At 73.9% G+C, this 15,195-nt stretch carries 16 protein-coding genes; 11 read left to right on the top strand and 5 right to left on the bottom strand.

What is annotated here, in order from left to right:
* Positions 1 to 37 precede the first annotated feature (37 nt).
* Positions 38 to 2,179, bottom strand: a complete 2,142-nt coding sequence (locus BFL37_RS14340) for an ExeM/NucH family extracellular endonuclease (RefSeq protein ID WP_086515778.1) — start codon at positions 2,177 to 2,179, stop codon at positions 38 to 40.
* A gap of 275 nt (positions 2,180 to 2,454) precedes the next feature.
* Here BFL37_RS14340 and BFL37_RS14335 point away from each other — a divergent pair, with 275 nt between their 5' ends.
* From BFL37_RS14335 to BFL37_RS14295, 9 genes are all read left to right on the top strand, one after another.
* Positions 2,455 to 3,426 (top strand): sugar ABC transporter substrate-binding protein, encoded by a 972-nt coding sequence (locus tag BFL37_RS14335; RefSeq protein WP_086515777.1) that lies wholly within the window; start codon positions 2,455 to 2,457, stop codon positions 3,424 to 3,426.
* A gap of 79 nt (positions 3,427 to 3,505) precedes the next feature.
* The gene (locus tag BFL37_RS14330; RefSeq protein WP_086515776.1) at positions 3,506 to 4,546 is read left to right on the top strand and encodes an ABC transporter permease; all 1,041 of its coding nucleotides are present in this window, start codon (positions 3,506 to 3,508) and stop codon (positions 4,544 to 4,546) included.
* The gene (locus tag BFL37_RS14325) at positions 4,543 to 5,361 is read left to right on the top strand and encodes an ATP-binding cassette domain-containing protein (protein WP_086515775.1); all 819 of its coding nucleotides are present in this window, start codon (positions 4,543 to 4,545) and stop codon (positions 5,359 to 5,361) included. The genes BFL37_RS14330 and BFL37_RS14325 overlap by 4 nt, the downstream gene beginning before the upstream one ends.
* Before the next feature lie 355 nt (positions 5,362 to 5,716).
* The gene (locus BFL37_RS14320) at positions 5,717 to 7,453 is read left to right on the top strand and encodes a dihydroxyacetone kinase family protein (RefSeq protein WP_086515774.1); all 1,737 of its coding nucleotides are present in this window, start codon (positions 5,717 to 5,719) and stop codon (positions 7,451 to 7,453) included.
* Positions 7,454 to 7,513: 60 nt separating this feature from the next.
* Positions 7,514 to 7,975: a ribose-5-phosphate isomerase gene (locus BFL37_RS14315; RefSeq protein ID WP_086515773.1), complete on the top strand. Its 462-nt coding sequence runs from the start codon at positions 7,514 to 7,516 to the stop codon at positions 7,973 to 7,975.
* Between the two features lie 4 nt (positions 7,976 to 7,979).
* Positions 7,980 to 8,789, top strand: a complete 810-nt coding sequence (locus tag BFL37_RS14310; protein WP_277620515.1) for a triose-phosphate isomerase family protein — start codon at positions 7,980 to 7,982, stop codon at positions 8,787 to 8,789.
* A 15-nt stretch (positions 8,790 to 8,804) separates the two neighbouring features.
* Entirely contained in the window at positions 8,805 to 9,524 is a 720-nt protein-coding gene (locus BFL37_RS14305) for a GntR family transcriptional regulator (RefSeq protein ID WP_241534104.1), read from the top strand.
* Positions 9,521 to 10,153, top strand: coding sequence for an SRPBCC family protein (locus tag BFL37_RS14300; RefSeq protein ID WP_086515772.1), 633 nt, complete (start codon positions 9,521 to 9,523; stop codon positions 10,151 to 10,153). Before BFL37_RS14305 ends, BFL37_RS14300 begins: the two co-directional genes overlap by 4 nt.
* Positions 10,150 to 10,833, top strand: coding sequence for a DUF4166 domain-containing protein (locus BFL37_RS14295; RefSeq protein ID WP_086515771.1), 684 nt, complete (start codon positions 10,150 to 10,152; stop codon positions 10,831 to 10,833). The genes BFL37_RS14300 and BFL37_RS14295 overlap by 4 nt, the downstream gene beginning before the upstream one ends.
* A gap of 454 nt (positions 10,834 to 11,287) precedes the next feature.
* Here the strand turns inward: BFL37_RS14295 and BFL37_RS14290 are convergent, their stop codons facing one another.
* Together BFL37_RS14290 and BFL37_RS14285 are read right to left on the bottom strand one after the other, a co-directional pair.
* A complete protein-coding gene (locus BFL37_RS14290; protein ID WP_086515770.1) occupies positions 11,288 to 11,563 on the bottom strand; it encodes a hypothetical protein in 276 nt (91 codons plus the stop codon).
* Positions 11,564 to 11,783: 220 nt separating this feature from the next.
* Complete coding sequence (locus BFL37_RS14285) at positions 11,784 to 12,113, bottom strand: hypothetical protein (protein ID WP_143331618.1); 330 nt, start codon at positions 12,111 to 12,113, stop codon at positions 11,784 to 11,786.
* A 239-nt stretch (positions 12,114 to 12,352) separates the two neighbouring features.
* Here BFL37_RS14285 and BFL37_RS14280 point away from each other — a divergent pair, with 239 nt between their 5' ends.
* The gene (locus BFL37_RS14280; protein ID WP_086515768.1) at positions 12,353 to 12,685 is read left to right on the top strand and encodes an ATP-dependent DNA ligase; all 333 of its coding nucleotides are present in this window, start codon (positions 12,353 to 12,355) and stop codon (positions 12,683 to 12,685) included.
* Positions 12,682 to 13,098: a hypothetical protein gene (locus tag BFL37_RS14275; RefSeq protein ID WP_086515767.1), complete on the top strand. Its 417-nt coding sequence runs from the start codon at positions 12,682 to 12,684 to the stop codon at positions 13,096 to 13,098. The genes BFL37_RS14280 and BFL37_RS14275 overlap by 4 nt, the downstream gene beginning before the upstream one ends.
* Here the strand turns inward: BFL37_RS14275 and BFL37_RS14270 are convergent.
* Both BFL37_RS14270 and BFL37_RS14265 read right to left on the bottom strand, forming a co-directional pair.
* Positions 13,095 to 13,835: a GAF and ANTAR domain-containing protein gene (locus BFL37_RS14270; protein WP_086515766.1), complete on the bottom strand. Its 741-nt coding sequence runs from the start codon at positions 13,833 to 13,835 to the stop codon at positions 13,095 to 13,097. The two genes, BFL37_RS14275 and BFL37_RS14270, sit on opposite strands and share 4 nt — an antisense overlap.
* Before the next feature lie 37 nt (positions 13,836 to 13,872).
* Positions 13,873 to 14,577 carry a GAF and ANTAR domain-containing protein gene (locus BFL37_RS14265; protein WP_086515765.1) on the bottom strand — a complete coding sequence of 235 codons (705 nt, stop codon included), beginning with the start codon at positions 14,575 to 14,577 and terminating at the stop codon, positions 13,873 to 13,875.
* Positions 14,578 to 15,195: the final 618 nt, after the last annotated feature.

Below are 15,195 nucleotides of genomic sequence, written 5' to 3'. Positions count from 1 at the left end.
GCCGCATCCCCCGCGCATTCCACGCGGGGGCCGCGGGCTACCAGACGAGGACGATCGACGGCCAGACGGTGCTCGACCCCTTCGCCGCGCCATCGCCCGCGTAGCTCGCGGTGATGAGGTGGATCCCGCGGGAGAGCCGCGGCAGCGTGACGGTCGCGCGGCCCGCGTCGTCGGCCGTGACGTCGACGGAGGCGATCGCGCGGCCCCGGTCGAGGACGTGCACGCGGCCGGCCACGGGAGCCCCGCCGGCCTGGAGCTGCACGGAGTACCTCACCGGCTGACCGCTGCGCACGAGCAGCCGGTCGGCGTACCCGACGAGGGTCGACGCGTCGCGGACCGTGTCGAGGCCCACCTTCACCGGGTCGTGGTCGCTGGAGCGGAACGCGCTGGATCCGTCGGTCGCGGCCCCGCCGTACTCGCGCGCCGCCCACTCGGGCGCGTTGACGTCCCAGACGCCGACGCCCGTGACGCGCTCGGCGCCGACGCGCGTGGCGAGGACGTGGTCGAGGGATCCGACCTCGCCGTCGAAGGAGTAGGTGCGCTCGCCGGGGGCCTTCGCGGGCACCAGGTCGACGAAGCCGGCGTCGCGGAGGGCCTGGATCGGGTCCTCCTCGGAGTACGCGTTGAAGTCGCCGAGCAGGTAGAGGAGGTCGGATCCGCTCGACGCCTGCCGCTCGGCCGCGAGGCGCGCGACGGCCTTCGCCTGCGCGACCCGGTCGGCGTTGAAGAAGCCCTGGCCGTCGGCGGGCTGCGTGCCCGAGCCGGACTTCGACTTGAAGTGGTTCGCGACGACCGTGAAGGTCTGGTCGTCGCCGCGGAAGGACTGCGCGATCGGCTCGCGGGCGTTGCCCCAGACGGTCTCGTCGATCTGGGTGGCGGCGGCGCCGACGGGCGTCACCGCGTCCGTGCGGTAGATGATCGCGTTCTGGATCTCGTCGGTGGGCGTGCTCGCGAGCGCGGCCGGCGTGCGCACGTAGTCCCACACGCGGGATCCGGCCGCGTCGTTGAGGCCGCGCACGAGGTCGGCCGTCGCGGTGTCCGCGGGCTCGCCGAAGCGGGTGCTGTTCTCGATCTCCATCAGGGTCACGACCTGCGCGTCGAGCCCGGTGATGGCGGTGACGATCTTCGCCCGCTGCCGCTGGAACTCCTCCGCCGTGGCGGCGCCGCGCTCCCCGAGCGTCGTGAAGTAGTTGAGGACGTTGAACCCGGCGATGCGGACGTCGCCGCCCACCTCGGGCGAGGACGCGGGCCGCGGGTTCCCGCTCGTGAAGGTCGGCACGCGACCGGCCGCGTCGAGCGAGGTGATCGGGGTCGTGGGCTGGAGGCGCCAGTCGTCGAAGCCGTACGCGAGCACGTAGGGAGTGGCCGGGAACACGGGCACGTCGCCGTTGCGGACCACGCGGTCGGCCGTGTAGTACGGCTGCGTCGCGCCCGCGGGGTACGCCGCATTCGACAGCTGGATGTTGTACCCGTCGTCGAGGAGGAGCCGGCGCGCGCGGTTGTCGGCGGCGATGCGGTCGGCCTCGGCGCCCGGCCGCACGACGTCGGTCGCCTTGACGGGGAGGTCGGCGCCGGCGCTCAGCCAGAGCGTGCCGAAGTTCTCGAGCTGGTGCGCGGATCCGACGCGGTAGTCGCCTGTCGGCGTCACGAGCATGCTCTCGAGCGACTCGCGGTCGGCGCCGCGGAGCGTGTCGGGCAGCGGGGTCGCGGCGGGCACGCCGACGCCGGCCTGCACGAGGTCCGTCGCGGTCGCGGCGACCTGGGTCTGGCCCTGCCGCTCGGACGCGGTGCCCGTGACGCGCACGAGGTCGCCGATCCGGACGGCCGGGTCGGCGCTCGCGAGGTAGACGAAGATCCCGTCGGAGGCGCCGGGCGTCGCGTCGACGGCGCCGCCGGAGCCCTGGGTCTGGATCACCAGCCCCGCGTATCCGCTCGTGCCGCGGTAGTCGGCGGTGACGACGCCCTCGAGCGTGACGACCCGGCCGGCGAACGGGGTCGCGGCGCCGGTGCCCTGCACGTCGGCGATGGACACGGTCGCCGCCTCGGCGGGCGACGCGACGAGCGCGGAGAGGCCGAGGGCCAGGGCGGTCGCGACGGCGAGCGGCCGGGCGAGGCGGCGGGCCGCCGTCGAGCGGGGCTCCCCCGGTGCGGATGCGGGTGCGGTCTCGGTGTCGGTCATGGCGTCGTCCCCCTCGGCGTCGCGGTTCCCCCGCCCGGGGGATCCCGGTCGAGCGTAGGCCGGAGGACGCCCCGGACGGGGGCTCGTCACCGGATCGTCACCGGGTCGTCATGCGCCGTCCCGTTCGAGTCGCGGCGCGGTCCCGGGACGCCCGCGGCGCGAGCGGGCCCGCGGAGGGCGCAGACTTGTCCTTCGGGTCGGTCGACCGGCTCCCCCGACGGCGACGCGCGGCATGCGCGCGTCCGGACGGGTGCCCGCCCGACAAGGAGCGCTCGATGAAGACCAGGTCCCTCGCCCCGCTCGGCCTCGCCATCGCGGCCGGCCTCCTCCTCACCTCCTGCGCGGGCACGGGACAGGATCCCGCCCCCGCGCCGGCGTCCGGCGACGGCGACCTCTCCTTCGCGGTCGTCACGCACTCGGGCCCCGGCGACACCTTCTGGGACCGCGTGAAGTCCGGCGCGGAGGCGGCGGGCGGCGACTACGGCGCCACCGTCACGTACACGGGCGACCCGGATCCCGCGCGCCAGTCGCAGCTGATCGACAGCGCCGTCGCGCAGGGCACCGACGGCATCGTCGTGTCGATGGCGAACCCCGACGGCCTCCGCGACAGCGTCGAGAAGGCGGTCGCCGCGGGAATCCCGGTCGTCACCATCAACTCCGGGATGGAGCGCTCCGCCGAGTTCGGCGCCATCGCGCACATCGGCCAGAGCGAGACCGTCGCGGGCGAGGCCGTCGGCGAGCGCCTCGGCCAGGCGGGCCTCGGGAACGTGCTGTGCGTGATCCACGAGGCCGGCAACGTGGGCCACGAGGAGCGCTGCCGCTCCGCCGCCGGCGCCTTCGGGGGCCGCATGACGAACCTGCAGGTCGACGGCACCAACGACGCCGAGGTGAAGGCGACGATCAAGTCGAAGCTGCAGGCGGATCCCTCGCTCGACGGCGTGCTCACGCTCGGCGGGCAGTACGCGATCGACGCGGTCGGCGCCGTCGCCGAGTCCGGCAGCCGGGCGCAGGTCGCGACCTTCGACATCGGCGAGGACGTCGTCGCCGACGTCGAGTCCGGCGCGATCCTGTTCGCGGTCGACCAGCAGCCCTACGTGCAGGGGTTCCTCGGGATCACCGCGCTGCAGCTGGACGCGACGAACGGCACCGTGATCGGCGGCGGCCAGCCCGTCTACTCGGGCCCCGCGTTCGTGACCCGCGAGAACGCGGCCGAGGTCGCGGTCCACGCGGCCGACGGCACGCGCTGACCCGCGGCCGCCGCACCGACCTCACCCCCGCGCTGACCGCCGCCCGCCGACCGCCCCACCCCGACCAGGAGCACCGCCGATGACGACCCCCGCCGCGACGACGCCCACGAGGCCGCGCCTCGAGAGGAGGCCCATCCGCAGGATCCTCGCCCGGCCGGAGATCGGCGCCCTCGTCGCCGCGCTCGCCGTGCTGGTGTTCTTCTCCCTCTACACGCCGCAGTTCCTCACCCTCGCCGGCGCGGGCGTGTGGCTCGAGTCGGCCTCGACCTTCGGGATCATGGCGGTGGCCGTCGCGATGCTCATGATCGGCGGCGAGTTCGACCTCTCCGCCGGCGTGATGACGGGCTTCTCGGCCCTCGTCGTCGGGATCCTCACCTCGCACTACGGCCTCAGCATCTGGGTCGCCGTCCTCGTCTCGCTCGCGGCGGCCCTCGCGATCGGCGCCCTCAACGGGTTCCTCGTGGTCAAGACGGGGCTGCCGAGCTTCATCGTGACGCTCGGCACGTTCTTCGCGCTCGCGGGCGTCGACCTCGCCGTCACGAAGGCCATCACGGGCCAGGTCGCGATCCAGGGCATGACGAAGGTGCCCTCCTACGACGACATCCAGCCGATCTTCGGCTCGTCCATCCAGATCGGCGGCGGCGGCTTCTACGTCTCGGTCGCGTGGTGGTTCCTCGTGACGGCGGTCGCCACCTGGATCCTCCTGCGCACCCGCGCCGGCAACTGGATCCTCGCGGTCGGCGGCGCGAAGGAGTCCGCCCGGCAGGTGGGCGTCCCCGTCCTCCGGACCAAGGTCGGCCTCTTCATGGGCACCGCGGGGGCCGCCTGGCTCGTCGGCATGATCTCGCTGTTCCGCACCTCCACGGTGCAGGCGAACACGGGCGTCGGCCAGGAGTTCATCTACATCATCTGCGCCGTCGTCGGCGGGTGCCTGCTCACGGGCGGCTTCGGCTCCGCCATCGGCGCGGCGCTCGGCGCGCTCATCTACGGCATGGTCTTCCAGGGCATCACGTTCGCCCAGTGGGACACGAACTGGCTGCGCACGATCCTCGGCGGGATGCTCCTGGCCGCCGTGCTCCTCAACGACCAGGTGCGCCGACGCGCGGGAGGCGGGCGATGACCGCCGGCACGACGATCCTCGAGGTGCGCGACGTCGGCCGGGACTACGGAGCCGTCACCGCGCTCACGGGCGTCTCGACCGTCGTGAAGGCCGGCCAGGTCACGTGCGTGCTCGGCGACAACGGCGCCGGCAAGTCCACCCTGATCAAGCTGCTCGCGGGCGTCCACGCGCCGAGCGCGGGCACGATGCTCCTCGACGGCGAGCCGGTCGTGCTCGGATCCCCGCGCCAGGCGCTCCAGGCCGGCATCGCCACCGTCTACCAGGACCTCGCCGTCGTGCCGCTCATGCCCGTCTGGCGGAACTTCTTCCTCGGCTCCGAGATGACGAAGGGGAAGGGCCCGTTCCGCCGGCTCGACGTGACGGCCATGAAGGCGATCGCGCACGAGCAGCTCGCGCGGATGGGCATCGACCTCCGCGACGTGGACCAGCCCATCGGCACGCTGTCCGGCGGCGAGCGCCAGTGCGTCGCGATCGCCCGGGCCGTGCACTTCGGCGCGCGCGTGCTGATCCTCGACGAGCCGACCGCCGCGCTCGGCGTGAAGCAGTCGGGCGTCGTGCTGCGGTACATCGCCCGGGCGCGCGACCGGGGGCTCGGCGTGGTCCTCATCACCCACGACCCGCACCACGCGTTCCCGGTGGGCGACCGGTTCCTGCTGCTCGCCCGCGGATCCAGCCTCGGCACGTTCGAGAAGGACGAGATCACGCTCGGCGAGCTCACGCACCTCATGGCCGGCGGCGCGGAGCTCGACGCGCTGGCGCACGAGCTCGAGCGCGACCCGGGCGCGGACGGTTCCCGGCCGGCCGCGAGCCGCTGAGCCTCCGCCTGCCGGGTGCGGCGTCGAGCCGGCGCCCGCGGGGCGGCCCGCGGGTCGCGGCGGGGGCCCTTGTAGCGGGTCGCGCCGCGAGAGGTCAATGGCCTGGCCGGATCATGCAGGATCACGTGATCCTCATTACGTTCGCAGGAAGGATCGTGTACCCGCACGTACCTGAAGGAGACCCTGGTCCCCCCCTCCCCCGTGGGGCGCGGCCGGGCGATCCCGCTCGCGACGGACCCGGATGACGCCGCGAGAGGAGCCCGGGGTCCGGCCGCGCCGGGCCGTAGGCGAAGGATCCAATATCCTATAGGATCTCCTCATCACGATCGCGTGCTCGACGAGGAGGACTTGACGGATGACCCGGCTCTGGAACGACCCCGCGGACTTCGCCGACGACATGACGGCGGGCTTCGTGCGCGCCAGCGGGCGATGGGTCCGGCGGGTGCACGGCGGCGTCTCCCGCTCCACCCGCTCGGCCGAGCCCGAGGTGGCGGTCGTCATCGGCGGCGGCTCCGGCCACTACCCCGCGTTCGGCGGGCTCGTCGGTCCGGGCCTCGCGCACGGCGCCGCTATGGGCAACCTGTTCGCCTCGCCGTCGGCGCACCAGGTGGAGTCGGTGATCCGCTCCAGCGAGCAGGGCCGCGGCGCGCTCCTCCTCTACGGCAACTACGCCGGCGACGTGCTGCACTTCGACGACGCGCAGGAGCGCGTGCGGGGCGACGGCATCGACTGCCGCACCGTGGTCGTGACGGACGACATCTTCAGCGCATCGCCCGACGAGCAGGCCAAGCGCCGCGGGATCGCGGGCGACCTCACCGTCTTCAAGGCGGCAGGCGCCGCGTCCGCCGCGGGCTACGACCTCGACGACACCGAGCGCGTCGCCCGGCACGCCAACGCGCGCACCCGTTCGATGGGCGTCGCCTTCACCGGCTGCACGCTGCCCGGCGCGGACGAGCCGCTGTTCTCCGTGCCCGAGGGGCGCATGGCCATCGGGCTCGGGATCCACGGCGAGCCCGGCATCGACGAGACCGACATCCCGTCCGCCGACGGCCTGGCCGAGCTGTTCGTGTCGAAGCTGCTCGCGGACGCCGAGGTCCCGGACGGGGTCGAGGTGCGCGGCGCGCGCGTCGTGCCCGTGCTCAACGGGCTCGGATCCGTGAAGAACGAGGAGCTGTTCGTCGTGTTCACGCGCGTCGCGGACCTGCTCGAGGAGGCGGGCGTCACGCTCGTGGATCCGCAGGTCGGCGAGTTCTGCACCAGCTTCGACATGGCGGGCGCGTCCCTCACGCTGTTCTGGCTCGACGAGGAGCTGGAGCGGCTCTGGACCGCGCCCGCGGACACCCCGGCGTTCCGCAGCGGCGCGTTCGACGGATCCGCCCTCCAGCAGGTCGACGCGCGCGAGGACGACGAGGTCGACGCCGCGATCCCCGACGCGACCGACGCCTCGCGGGAGGCCGCCACGCGCATCTCCGGAGCCCTCGACGCCGTGCACGCGGTCGTCGCCGAGCACGCCGACGAGCTCGGCCGCCTCGACGCGGTCGCGGGCGACGGCGACCACGGCATCGGCATGCTGCGCGGATCCCGCGCCGCCGCCGAGCGCTGCGCCGCGGCCGTCGAGCAGGGCGCCGGCGCGCGCACCGCGCTCCGGCTCGCGGGCGACGCCTGGTCGGACAAGGGCGGCGGCACCTCGGGCGCGCTGTGGGGGCTCATCCTGCAGGCCGTGGGCGACGCGCTCGACGACGAGGACGCGGATCCCGTCACCGCCGAGGCCGTGGCCGCCGGCGTCGCGGCCGCGCGCGACGCCGTCATGGGCCACGGCAAGGCCGCGCTCGGCGACAAGACGATGGTCGACGCGCTGGTGCCGTTCGCGGACGCGCTCGCCGAGCGGGTGGGATCCGGCGCATCGCTGGCCGACGCCTGGACCGCCGCGAGCGACGCCGCCCAGGAGGCCGCCGACGCGACCGCCGCCCTGAAGCCCGGCATCGGACGCGCCCGCTCGCACGGCGAGCGCTCCGTCGGCACCGCCGACCCGGGCGCGATCTCGCTCGCGCTCATCACCGCGGCCGTCGGCCGCGTGCTCGTCGACAGGTGAGCCTCGCCGACCGGTGACATCCACCGGCACCGGCAGCAGCACGGCATGGAGGAGGACAGCATGACCAGGACATGGCGCATCGTCGTCGGCTCGGACGACGCCGGATACCAGCACAAGGAGGCCCTCAAGGCCGACCTCGAGGCGAGCGACCTCGTGGTCTCGGTGGTCGACGTCGGCGTCGACGCAGACGGGCACACGGCCTACCCGACCGTCGCGACCACGGCAGCCGAGATGGTGGCCCGCGGCGAGGCGGACCGGGCCCTGCTCGTGTGCGGCACGGGGCTCGGCGTCGCGATCGCGGCGAACAAGGTCCCGGGGATCCGCGCCGTCACCGCCCACGACTCGTACTCCGTCGAGCGCAGCGTGCTCTCCAACGACGCGCAGGTGCTCTGCATGGGCCAGCGGGTCGTGGGCTTGGAGCTCGCGCGGCGGAACGTGCGCGAGTGGCTGACGTACGAGTTCGACACGTCGAGCGCGTCGGCCGAGAAGGTCGACGAGATCCGCGCGTACGAGGCGAAGTAGGCGCGTGACCGCTCCCGCGGCCGCGCCGCCCGTCGTGATCGGCGTGAGCCTGAAGATGTACCTGGGCCATGCCGAGACAGTCGCGTGGTGCGACGCGGTGGCGTCGATCGTGCGGACGCACCCCGCCACGACGGGCGGCGAGGCCGAGCTCGTGGTGCTGCCGTCGTACCTGTCGGTGCCGGCCGCGGTGGGGATCCTCGACGGCCTCGCCTCGGTGGGCGCGCAGGACCTCGCGGCCGAGGACGCCGGCGCCTTCACGGGCGAGGTCTCGGGCGGCCAGATCCGGGAGATCGGCGGCACGCACGTCGAGGTCGGGCACGCCGAGCGGCGGCGGCTCTTCGGCGAGACGGACGAGGTCGTGCGGCGGAAGGCGGACGCCGCGCTGCGGGCGGGGCTCGTGCCGATCGTCTGCCTCGGCGAGGAGGCCAGGCAGGATCCGGCGGACGCCGCCCGGGAGTGCGTCCGGCAGCTCGCCGACGCGCTCGCGCTGGCGGCGGAGCACGGGCACGGCGGCCGGATCGTCGTGGCCTACGAGCCGCAGTGGGCGATCGGCGCGGCCGAGCCCGCGTCGGACGCGCACATCCGCGACGTGTGCCGGGAGCTGCGCGCGCACGTGGGGTCGCTCGACGCGCACCCCGGATCCGCCGTCATCTACGGCGGCAGCGCGGGACCCGGCCTCCTCACGCGCATCGGGGACGACGTCGACGGCCTGTTCCTCGGCCGGTTCGCGCACGACCCGCGGGCGGTCGCCGCCATCCTCGACGAGGTGCACGCGCGCGCCGCGGCCCGCCCGGCGCCCGACGCCTCCCGCTGACGGCAGACTGTCCTGGTGACCACCGGCCTCCCGTTCGACGCGACCGCGATGCCCGCGCGGCAGGGGCTGCGCGACCGCGTCTACGACCTCGTGCTCGACATGCTCATGGGATCCGCGATGGAGCCCGGCTCCCGCCTCGCCATCGACCAGATCGCCCGCGACCTCCACGTCTCCCCCACGCCCGTCCGCGAGGCGCTGGTGCAGCTGGAGCGCACCGGGCTCGTCGCGCGCGAGGCGCACAAGGGCTACCGGGTCGCGCCGCCCATCGCCGGCGAGCAGCTCGAGGCGCTCTTCGACGCTCGCGTCGTGCTCGAGGGCGGGGCGACGGCGCTGGCGGCCGCGGATCCCGCGCGCCTCGTCCCCGCGCTCGAGGACGCGCTCGCCGCGCACGAGGAGACGACCCGGCGGATCCGCGCGGCCGGCGACGGCGCCGAGATGCCGGTCGGCCTCATCCGCGACTACTTCGTCGTCGACTGGGACTTCCACCACCGGATCTTCGAGGCCACGGGCAACCCGTTCCTCCTCGACATGTCCGAGGCGATCTCCACCCGCGTCCACCGCATGCGCCAGACGATGCGCACCGGCGTGCACGACGCCGACGACGCCGTGCACGAGCACCGCGCGATCATCGACGCGGTCGCCGAGGGCCCGGAGGCCGCGGCCGCCGCGATGCGCGCGCACATCGAGCGGGTGCGCGAGCGGTCGCGCCGGGACGCGGAAGGGCTCCCGGGGTGACGCGCCGGCAGATCCACGTCGAGACCACCATCGCCGCGGACGTCGACCGCGTGTGGGCCGCGACCCAGGACCCCACCCAGCACGTGCGCTGGGACGTGCGCTTCTCCTCCATCACGCCGACGGATCCGGACCCGACCGGTGCCGTGCGCTTCGCCTACGTGCGCCGGACGCCGGTGCACGACGTGCACGGAACGGGGATCAGCATCGGCGACCGCCGCGGCCGCGACGGCACCCGCACCTCCGCCCTCCGCTTCTCCACCGACGACCGCCTCTCCCCCATCCGCGCCGGCCGCGGCTACTGGCGCTACGTGCCGCTCGGCGACGGGCGCACGCGCTTCGTGACCGGCTACGACTACGACCCCGGCTGGGGACCGCTCGACCTCGTCGTGCGCCCGCTGCTCGGCTGGGCGACCGCGTGGAGCTTCGACCGGCTCCGGATCTGGCTGGAGACCGGCGTGGAGCCGGAGCGGTGGACGCTCCTCCACGTCCTCGCCGTCTGGCGCCGGGACCGCCCGCGCGCGGGCCGCTGCCGCCGAGCGCCGGCGGGAGGGCGCCGCGACGCCGACCACCTGCGGGCCGCGCCGGAGTCGCTGGCCGCCTTGCCCGAGCCCGGGACGGGGACCCGGTGACGTCGATCTTCGAGGAGGCCCTCGGTGCCGACTTCGCGCGCCTCCACCCGATGATGCAGCGGCGCTTCGGCGTGGGCCTCGACGCGGGCGAGGCGTGCATCGGCACGGGCGTGATGTCGGTGATCCGCCGGGGCCCCTGGTGGACGGTCCCCTTCCTGCAGATCGGCCGGCTCCGGAACGTCCTCGTGCCCGATGTCGGCCGCGACGTCCCCTTCGTGATCGAGAACTACCCCTACCGGGACGGCCTCGGCCGGGAGACGGTGACCTTCGTGCGCTCCTACGAGGTGCCGCGGCGCCGAGCCGGCGGGCGGCCGGTGCGGTTCGACGCGACGATGGTGCTCGACGACGGGCGCGTGCTCGACTACCTCGGGACGCACCAGCACCTCGCGGTCGACCTCGACCTGGAGGTGGACGACGCGGGCGGGCTCGTGCTCCGCTCCGACGCCCAGCGCTTCCACGAGGGTCCCGTGTCGTTCCGCTTCCCGATGCTCCTCAGCGGCCGGGCGGAGCTCCGCGAGCGCTGGTCCGAGGAGGACCGCGCCTTCCACGTCGACCTCGAGGTGCGCAACGACCGCTTCGGCTTCCTCTTCGGCTACTCCGGCACCTTCACCTGCACGTGGATCCCGGCGGCGGACGCCCCGACCCGGCTGAAGCCCGTCCGCACCGAGCGCCGCACCTGACGCGGCGGCCGGTCGGGCCGGTTCCGCCGCCTGGATCGGCGCCGGCCCCAGATCGTCCCTCAGCTGCTCGATCGCCACGTACGCCGTGTCGCGGTACGCGACGAGGCTCTCGGTGCGCTCGCACATCGAGCGGGTGCGCGAGCGGTCGCGTCGGGACGCGACGGACGACGAGGCGGGCGACCCGTCCGTCCCCGAGGTCCGCGAGTAGGGTCGCACCTCCGTCGACCATCCGGGCCGACGCGGCATCGATCGGAGCACCATGAGCGGCTGCCCTCCCCCACGCCCGAGCACGACGAGCCGACGGATCCCGCGGAGGTGGACCCGGAGACCGGCACCGACGCCGAGGACAAGCCGGTCGAGAACCCCTCCGGCTGACGCCTCGGACGCACGAAGGCCCCCCGCGACGCGGGGGGCCTTCGTGCTGTCCGCGCCGGGGAGGCGCGGTGCGGACGTCCTAGCGACGGTCGCCGTCGACGTCGCGGTCGTAGTGCTCGCGGCTGCCGGACTTGGCGATGCCGCGGCTGACCATGTAGCCGACGGTGAGGATCGTGGCGTAGAGCCACGCGTGGTCCGCGCCGAAGCCCTGGCCGTCGTCGCCGTTGTCGACCATCGCGGACGCGACGAAGATGCCGATGAGGATCGCGATGTAGGCGAAGAACTCGGTGGTCTTGAACGACGCCTTGGTCTCGGTGGACAGGCGGGTCGTGCGGGTGGGGGTCGTGTTGCTCATGTGCTCCTCCTCAGGGATGGGGCCGCGACGTGGGGTGCCATGCGCTGTGCCGAGGCTCACGCTAGGCGCTAATTCGCGCGCTAACGAATTGTGCCCTAAATATGCCGTGGGGGTTGACTCCGGGCCGGAGGAGCGGTGTCGCGGGCGCGACCCTCGCGACCGATCTGCAGGATGCGGGGGTCCCACCGCCCGCCGCCCGCCGCCCGCCGAGCGGTCCGCGTCACTCCGGCATCTCGTCGGCGTCGGCCCTCGGCGGCTCCGAGACGATGGGACGCGGCGTCGCCCGGCGGTCGAGGAGCGCGCGCAGCCGAGCCACGACCCCGGCGTTGTCGGGCTCGGGCAGCGTGGTCGCGCTCGTCCCGACCATGACCGGGGAGCCGGCGCCCAGCTGGAACGTGGCGACGACGTCGTCGCCGTCACGGCCGATCGCGACGACGGTCAGCGCCTCCGCGGCGCCGTCCGCCGCCAACGCGGCCGACCACTCCATCATGACGTCCGCCATCTCGTCGCCCACCAGCAGGGTCCTCGCCGCGTACGTCACATGCTTCATGCCTCGAACGTAGGCGCGCCCACCGCTCCGGGGGGTGGCATTGACATCGGGCGGTCGAGGGACGCGAAGCCGGGGTCGCGTCGGCGACGCGGCACCCATACACTCGTAATGAGCTCCCAGATCCCCGAGCTGCTCGATCGCATCATGCGTCCGCCGGGGGTCCGCCCCCGCACCGCATCGTGATCTCGCGACCACGCGGCGGGGCCACCCCGCTGCACACGACGCATGAGGGGCCCATCATGGGACAGCTGATCTACGACACCACGACGCACATCGACATCGACGACCGACCGCTCGCGCACCTGCAGGTGGTCATCTTCAGCAAGCTCCGGCGCAAGGAGAGCTTCCCGTTCTCCTGGATCGAGGATCGCGCCGACGGCAGCGGCCGGAGCTCCGTGTGGCTCGCCCCCGAGCTGCCCCTGCGCTTCCGCTTCGCCGGCAACCGGAAGCCGACGCTCAACCCGCAGTGGGTGGAGCTCCTGGTCGCGACGGCGAACACGACCGCGGGGCTGCACCTGGTCCACGAGCCCTCGTCCTCGGAGCCGGCCCTCGATCGCGCGGCTCGGCTGTGATCGCGCCCGGCCTCACGACGCCGCCACCGTCCCGGCTCGGGGCCTCCGCGCTGAGCAGACGGGCCGTCGTCACCCTGCACGAGCGGCTGCTCGAGCCGCTCGGCCTGACCTACTGCCAGCAGCTCGTCCTGGTCGCGCTCGAGGCCGGGGCGACACGGCGCTCCGCCCTCCGTGCGCGGCTCCTGCTCTCGGCGCGCACGATGGAGGACGCGCTCGTCCCCTCGCTCGCCTCCGGACTCGTGCAGGAGGAGCACGACGGACGCGGCGCCGCATGGGGCGTCCTCGACCTGACCGACCGGGGACGGACCCACCTCCCGCGCCTGCGGGAGATCGGCGACCGGGTCCGCGAGCAGAGCGGCACGACGTCCGAGGATCGCGCCCTGCTGCGACGGCTGATCGCCTCGACGGCCTAGCGGCTGGCGCGGGCGGACCTCACGAGGGTGCGCGTGTCGCGGCCCTGCACGACCTCCGTCGAGACGACGGCGAGGGTCACGCGTCGCTCGCGGGCGTGGCCGCGGAGCATCTGGAACGCCTCGTCCATGTCCACGCCGTGCAGCTGCGCGATGATGCCCTTCGCCTGCTCGATGACCACGCGGCTGTCCAGGGCTCGGTGCAGCTGGTCGCGCACCATGTTGCTGTCGCGGATGGTGCGCTCCTGCAGCACGCTGATCGTCGCCACGTCGGCGAGGGCCTGCGCCGCGGTGGCGTCCGCCTCGTTGAGCGCTCCCTCGTGGTTGCGGAAGAGGTTGAGCGAGCCGAGCATCTGGCCGCGCAGCCGCAGGGGGATCGCGTGCACGGACACGTAGCCCTCGCCGGCGGCGGCGGCGGCGAACGCCGGCCACCTGTCCGCGATCTCGCCCGTGTTGACGACGGACACGACCTCGCCCGACGTGACGGCCTCGACGCAGGGCCCCTCGCCGGCGCGCAGCTGCATGAGGCCGACGAAGCGGCTCCGCTCGCTGGTCGAGACCACCACCTCGAGGCGCTCGGCATCCGGGCCCAGGATGATCCCGGAGGCCGCGGCGTCGAAGAGATCGGTGGCCTGGTCGACGAGCGTCTGGAGCAGGTCGATCATGTCGTAGTCGGAGACCATGGAGTCCGCGAGCGTGACGAAGGCACGGACGAGGAGCTCCTCTCGGGTGTTCGTCATGTGTGTTCCTCGGTCCTCATGTCCGGGTGGGCGATGGTCAGTGCGCGGTGGTGAAGTCGAGTCGCCGCTCGACGACGTCGTTCGCGACGTCGCGGACGGGCCGGTTGGTGGCGAAGGCGTGCCCGCGCAGGACCAGCAGCGCATCGGCGGCCGAGAGTCCCATCTGCGCGATGACCATACCCGTCGCCTGGTGCAGCTCCCTGCGGGAGTACCGTCCGTCCCACGCCCCAGCATCCTCCTCCGCCGGCGACGTGAGCGACAGGAGCGCACGCCGGAGGACCTGGCGGGCGAGGACGCGGGACAGGCTCGTGGCGTCGTCGATCTGCTGGGTCGAGAGGTCGCGGGGGGTGTCCGAGTACAGGTCGACGGCGCCCACGTCGACGCCCGCGACGACGAGGGGGAAGGCGAAGACCGCGCCGAGCCCCGTCTCGTGCATGGCCTGGCGGGCGAGCGGCCACGATGTGCTCGCGGACCCCTGCACGTCGGGCTCGAGGACCGGCTGCCCGGAGGCGAGCGCCTCCCAGCAGGGGCCCTCGCCGAGGTCCAGCTGGATCTCGTCGAGGCGCGCGGCGTCGGCGTCCGATGCGCAGATCGTCTCCGACCCGAGCGGCGGCCCGAGGGTGGAGACCGCGGCGCCGGTCATCCCGAGGGCGACCACGAACGGCGAGCACAAGTCGGCGTCCCTCCCGGTCGCCTCCTCGAGGGCGAGCAGCGCGTCGCGGTAGCGGCGCCGCTCAGGCACGAGCGCTCCTGATCCGCGGGGATGGTGTTCGGGGCATGTGCGTGGATCCTCTGATGTGCGTCGATGGGGAGACGGGAGCGCGAGGTCCAGGTGCCCGCCGTATGACGCCGACCGTATCGCACCGGAGCGCCTCGAGATTGCCCCTGGCGCTTGTCAGGTCCATGTAATAGGTTGTCCCCGAACATCAGCACAGCTCCACTGCCCAGTCCCCGCAGCGCATGGCCAGACCACGACCACGAGTCGCCGGTCGGCCTGCCCCGGGTTCCGACACGGCCCGGGGAAGACGCCGCATCGACCCGACGCGCATGCCATCGCATGCCGTCTCCCGATGCGGCCGCCTCGGAAGACGGACCGCATGCACTCGACGACCTCCCCCGCCCCGGCGCGCGGCATCCACGGATGCCCCGCTCGTGTCGGCGACGGCCGCCACGCGGGCGCACCGTCGGCATCCGGAGAGGCGCTGATGCCCTGGATCTCCCGTTCGGCCGACCCGAAGAGGCCCGCGTGGAGCGGGACCCGGCACGCGGTGACCCCCCATCCCCCGTGCGCGTGCCGGGTTCCCATCGAACGCCCCGTCGCCGCCACCGCGGCGACGGCCCTCCGCCCGTCACCGCACCT

The organism is Clavibacter michiganensis, assembly GCF_002151125.1.
GTDB classification, from domain to species: domain Bacteria; phylum Actinomycetota; class Actinomycetes; order Actinomycetales; family Microbacteriaceae; genus Clavibacter; species Clavibacter michiganensis_C.
This window is presented reverse-complemented; position numbering and strand designations above follow the sequence as displayed.

Excerpts from the sequence above, each read along its gene's own strand:
- BFL37_RS14320 (WP_086515774.1), top strand. The coding sequence starts at position 5,717 with ATGACCCGGCTCTGGAACGACCCCGCGGACTTCGCCGACGACATGACG.
- BFL37_RS14325 (WP_086515775.1), top strand. The coding sequence starts at position 4,543 with ATGACCGCCGGCACGACGATCCTCGAGGTGCGCGACGTCGGCCGGGAC.
- BFL37_RS14290 (WP_086515770.1), bottom strand. The coding sequence starts at position 11,563 with ATGAGCAACACGACCCCCACCCGCACGACCCGCCTGTCCACCGAGACC.
- BFL37_RS14280 (WP_086515768.1), top strand. The coding sequence starts at position 12,353 with ATGGGACAGCTGATCTACGACACCACGACGCACATCGACATCGACGAC.
- BFL37_RS14335 (WP_086515777.1), top strand. The coding sequence starts at position 2,455 with ATGAAGACCAGGTCCCTCGCCCCGCTCGGCCTCGCCATCGCGGCCGGC.
- BFL37_RS14330 (WP_086515776.1), top strand. The coding sequence starts at position 3,506 with ATGACGACCCCCGCCGCGACGACGCCCACGAGGCCGCGCCTCGAGAGG.
- BFL37_RS14315 (WP_086515773.1), top strand. The coding sequence starts at position 7,514 with ATGACCAGGACATGGCGCATCGTCGTCGGCTCGGACGACGCCGGATAC.
- BFL37_RS14285 (WP_143331618.1), bottom strand. The coding sequence starts at position 12,113 with ATGAAGCATGTGACGTACGCGGCGAGGACCCTGCTGGTGGGCGACGAG.
- BFL37_RS14340 (WP_086515778.1), bottom strand. The coding sequence starts at position 2,179 with ATGACCGACACCGAGACCGCACCCGCATCCGCACCGGGGGAGCCCCGC.
- BFL37_RS14270 (WP_086515766.1), bottom strand. The coding sequence starts at position 13,835 with ATGACGAACACCCGAGAGGAGCTCCTCGTCCGTGCCTTCGTCACGCTC.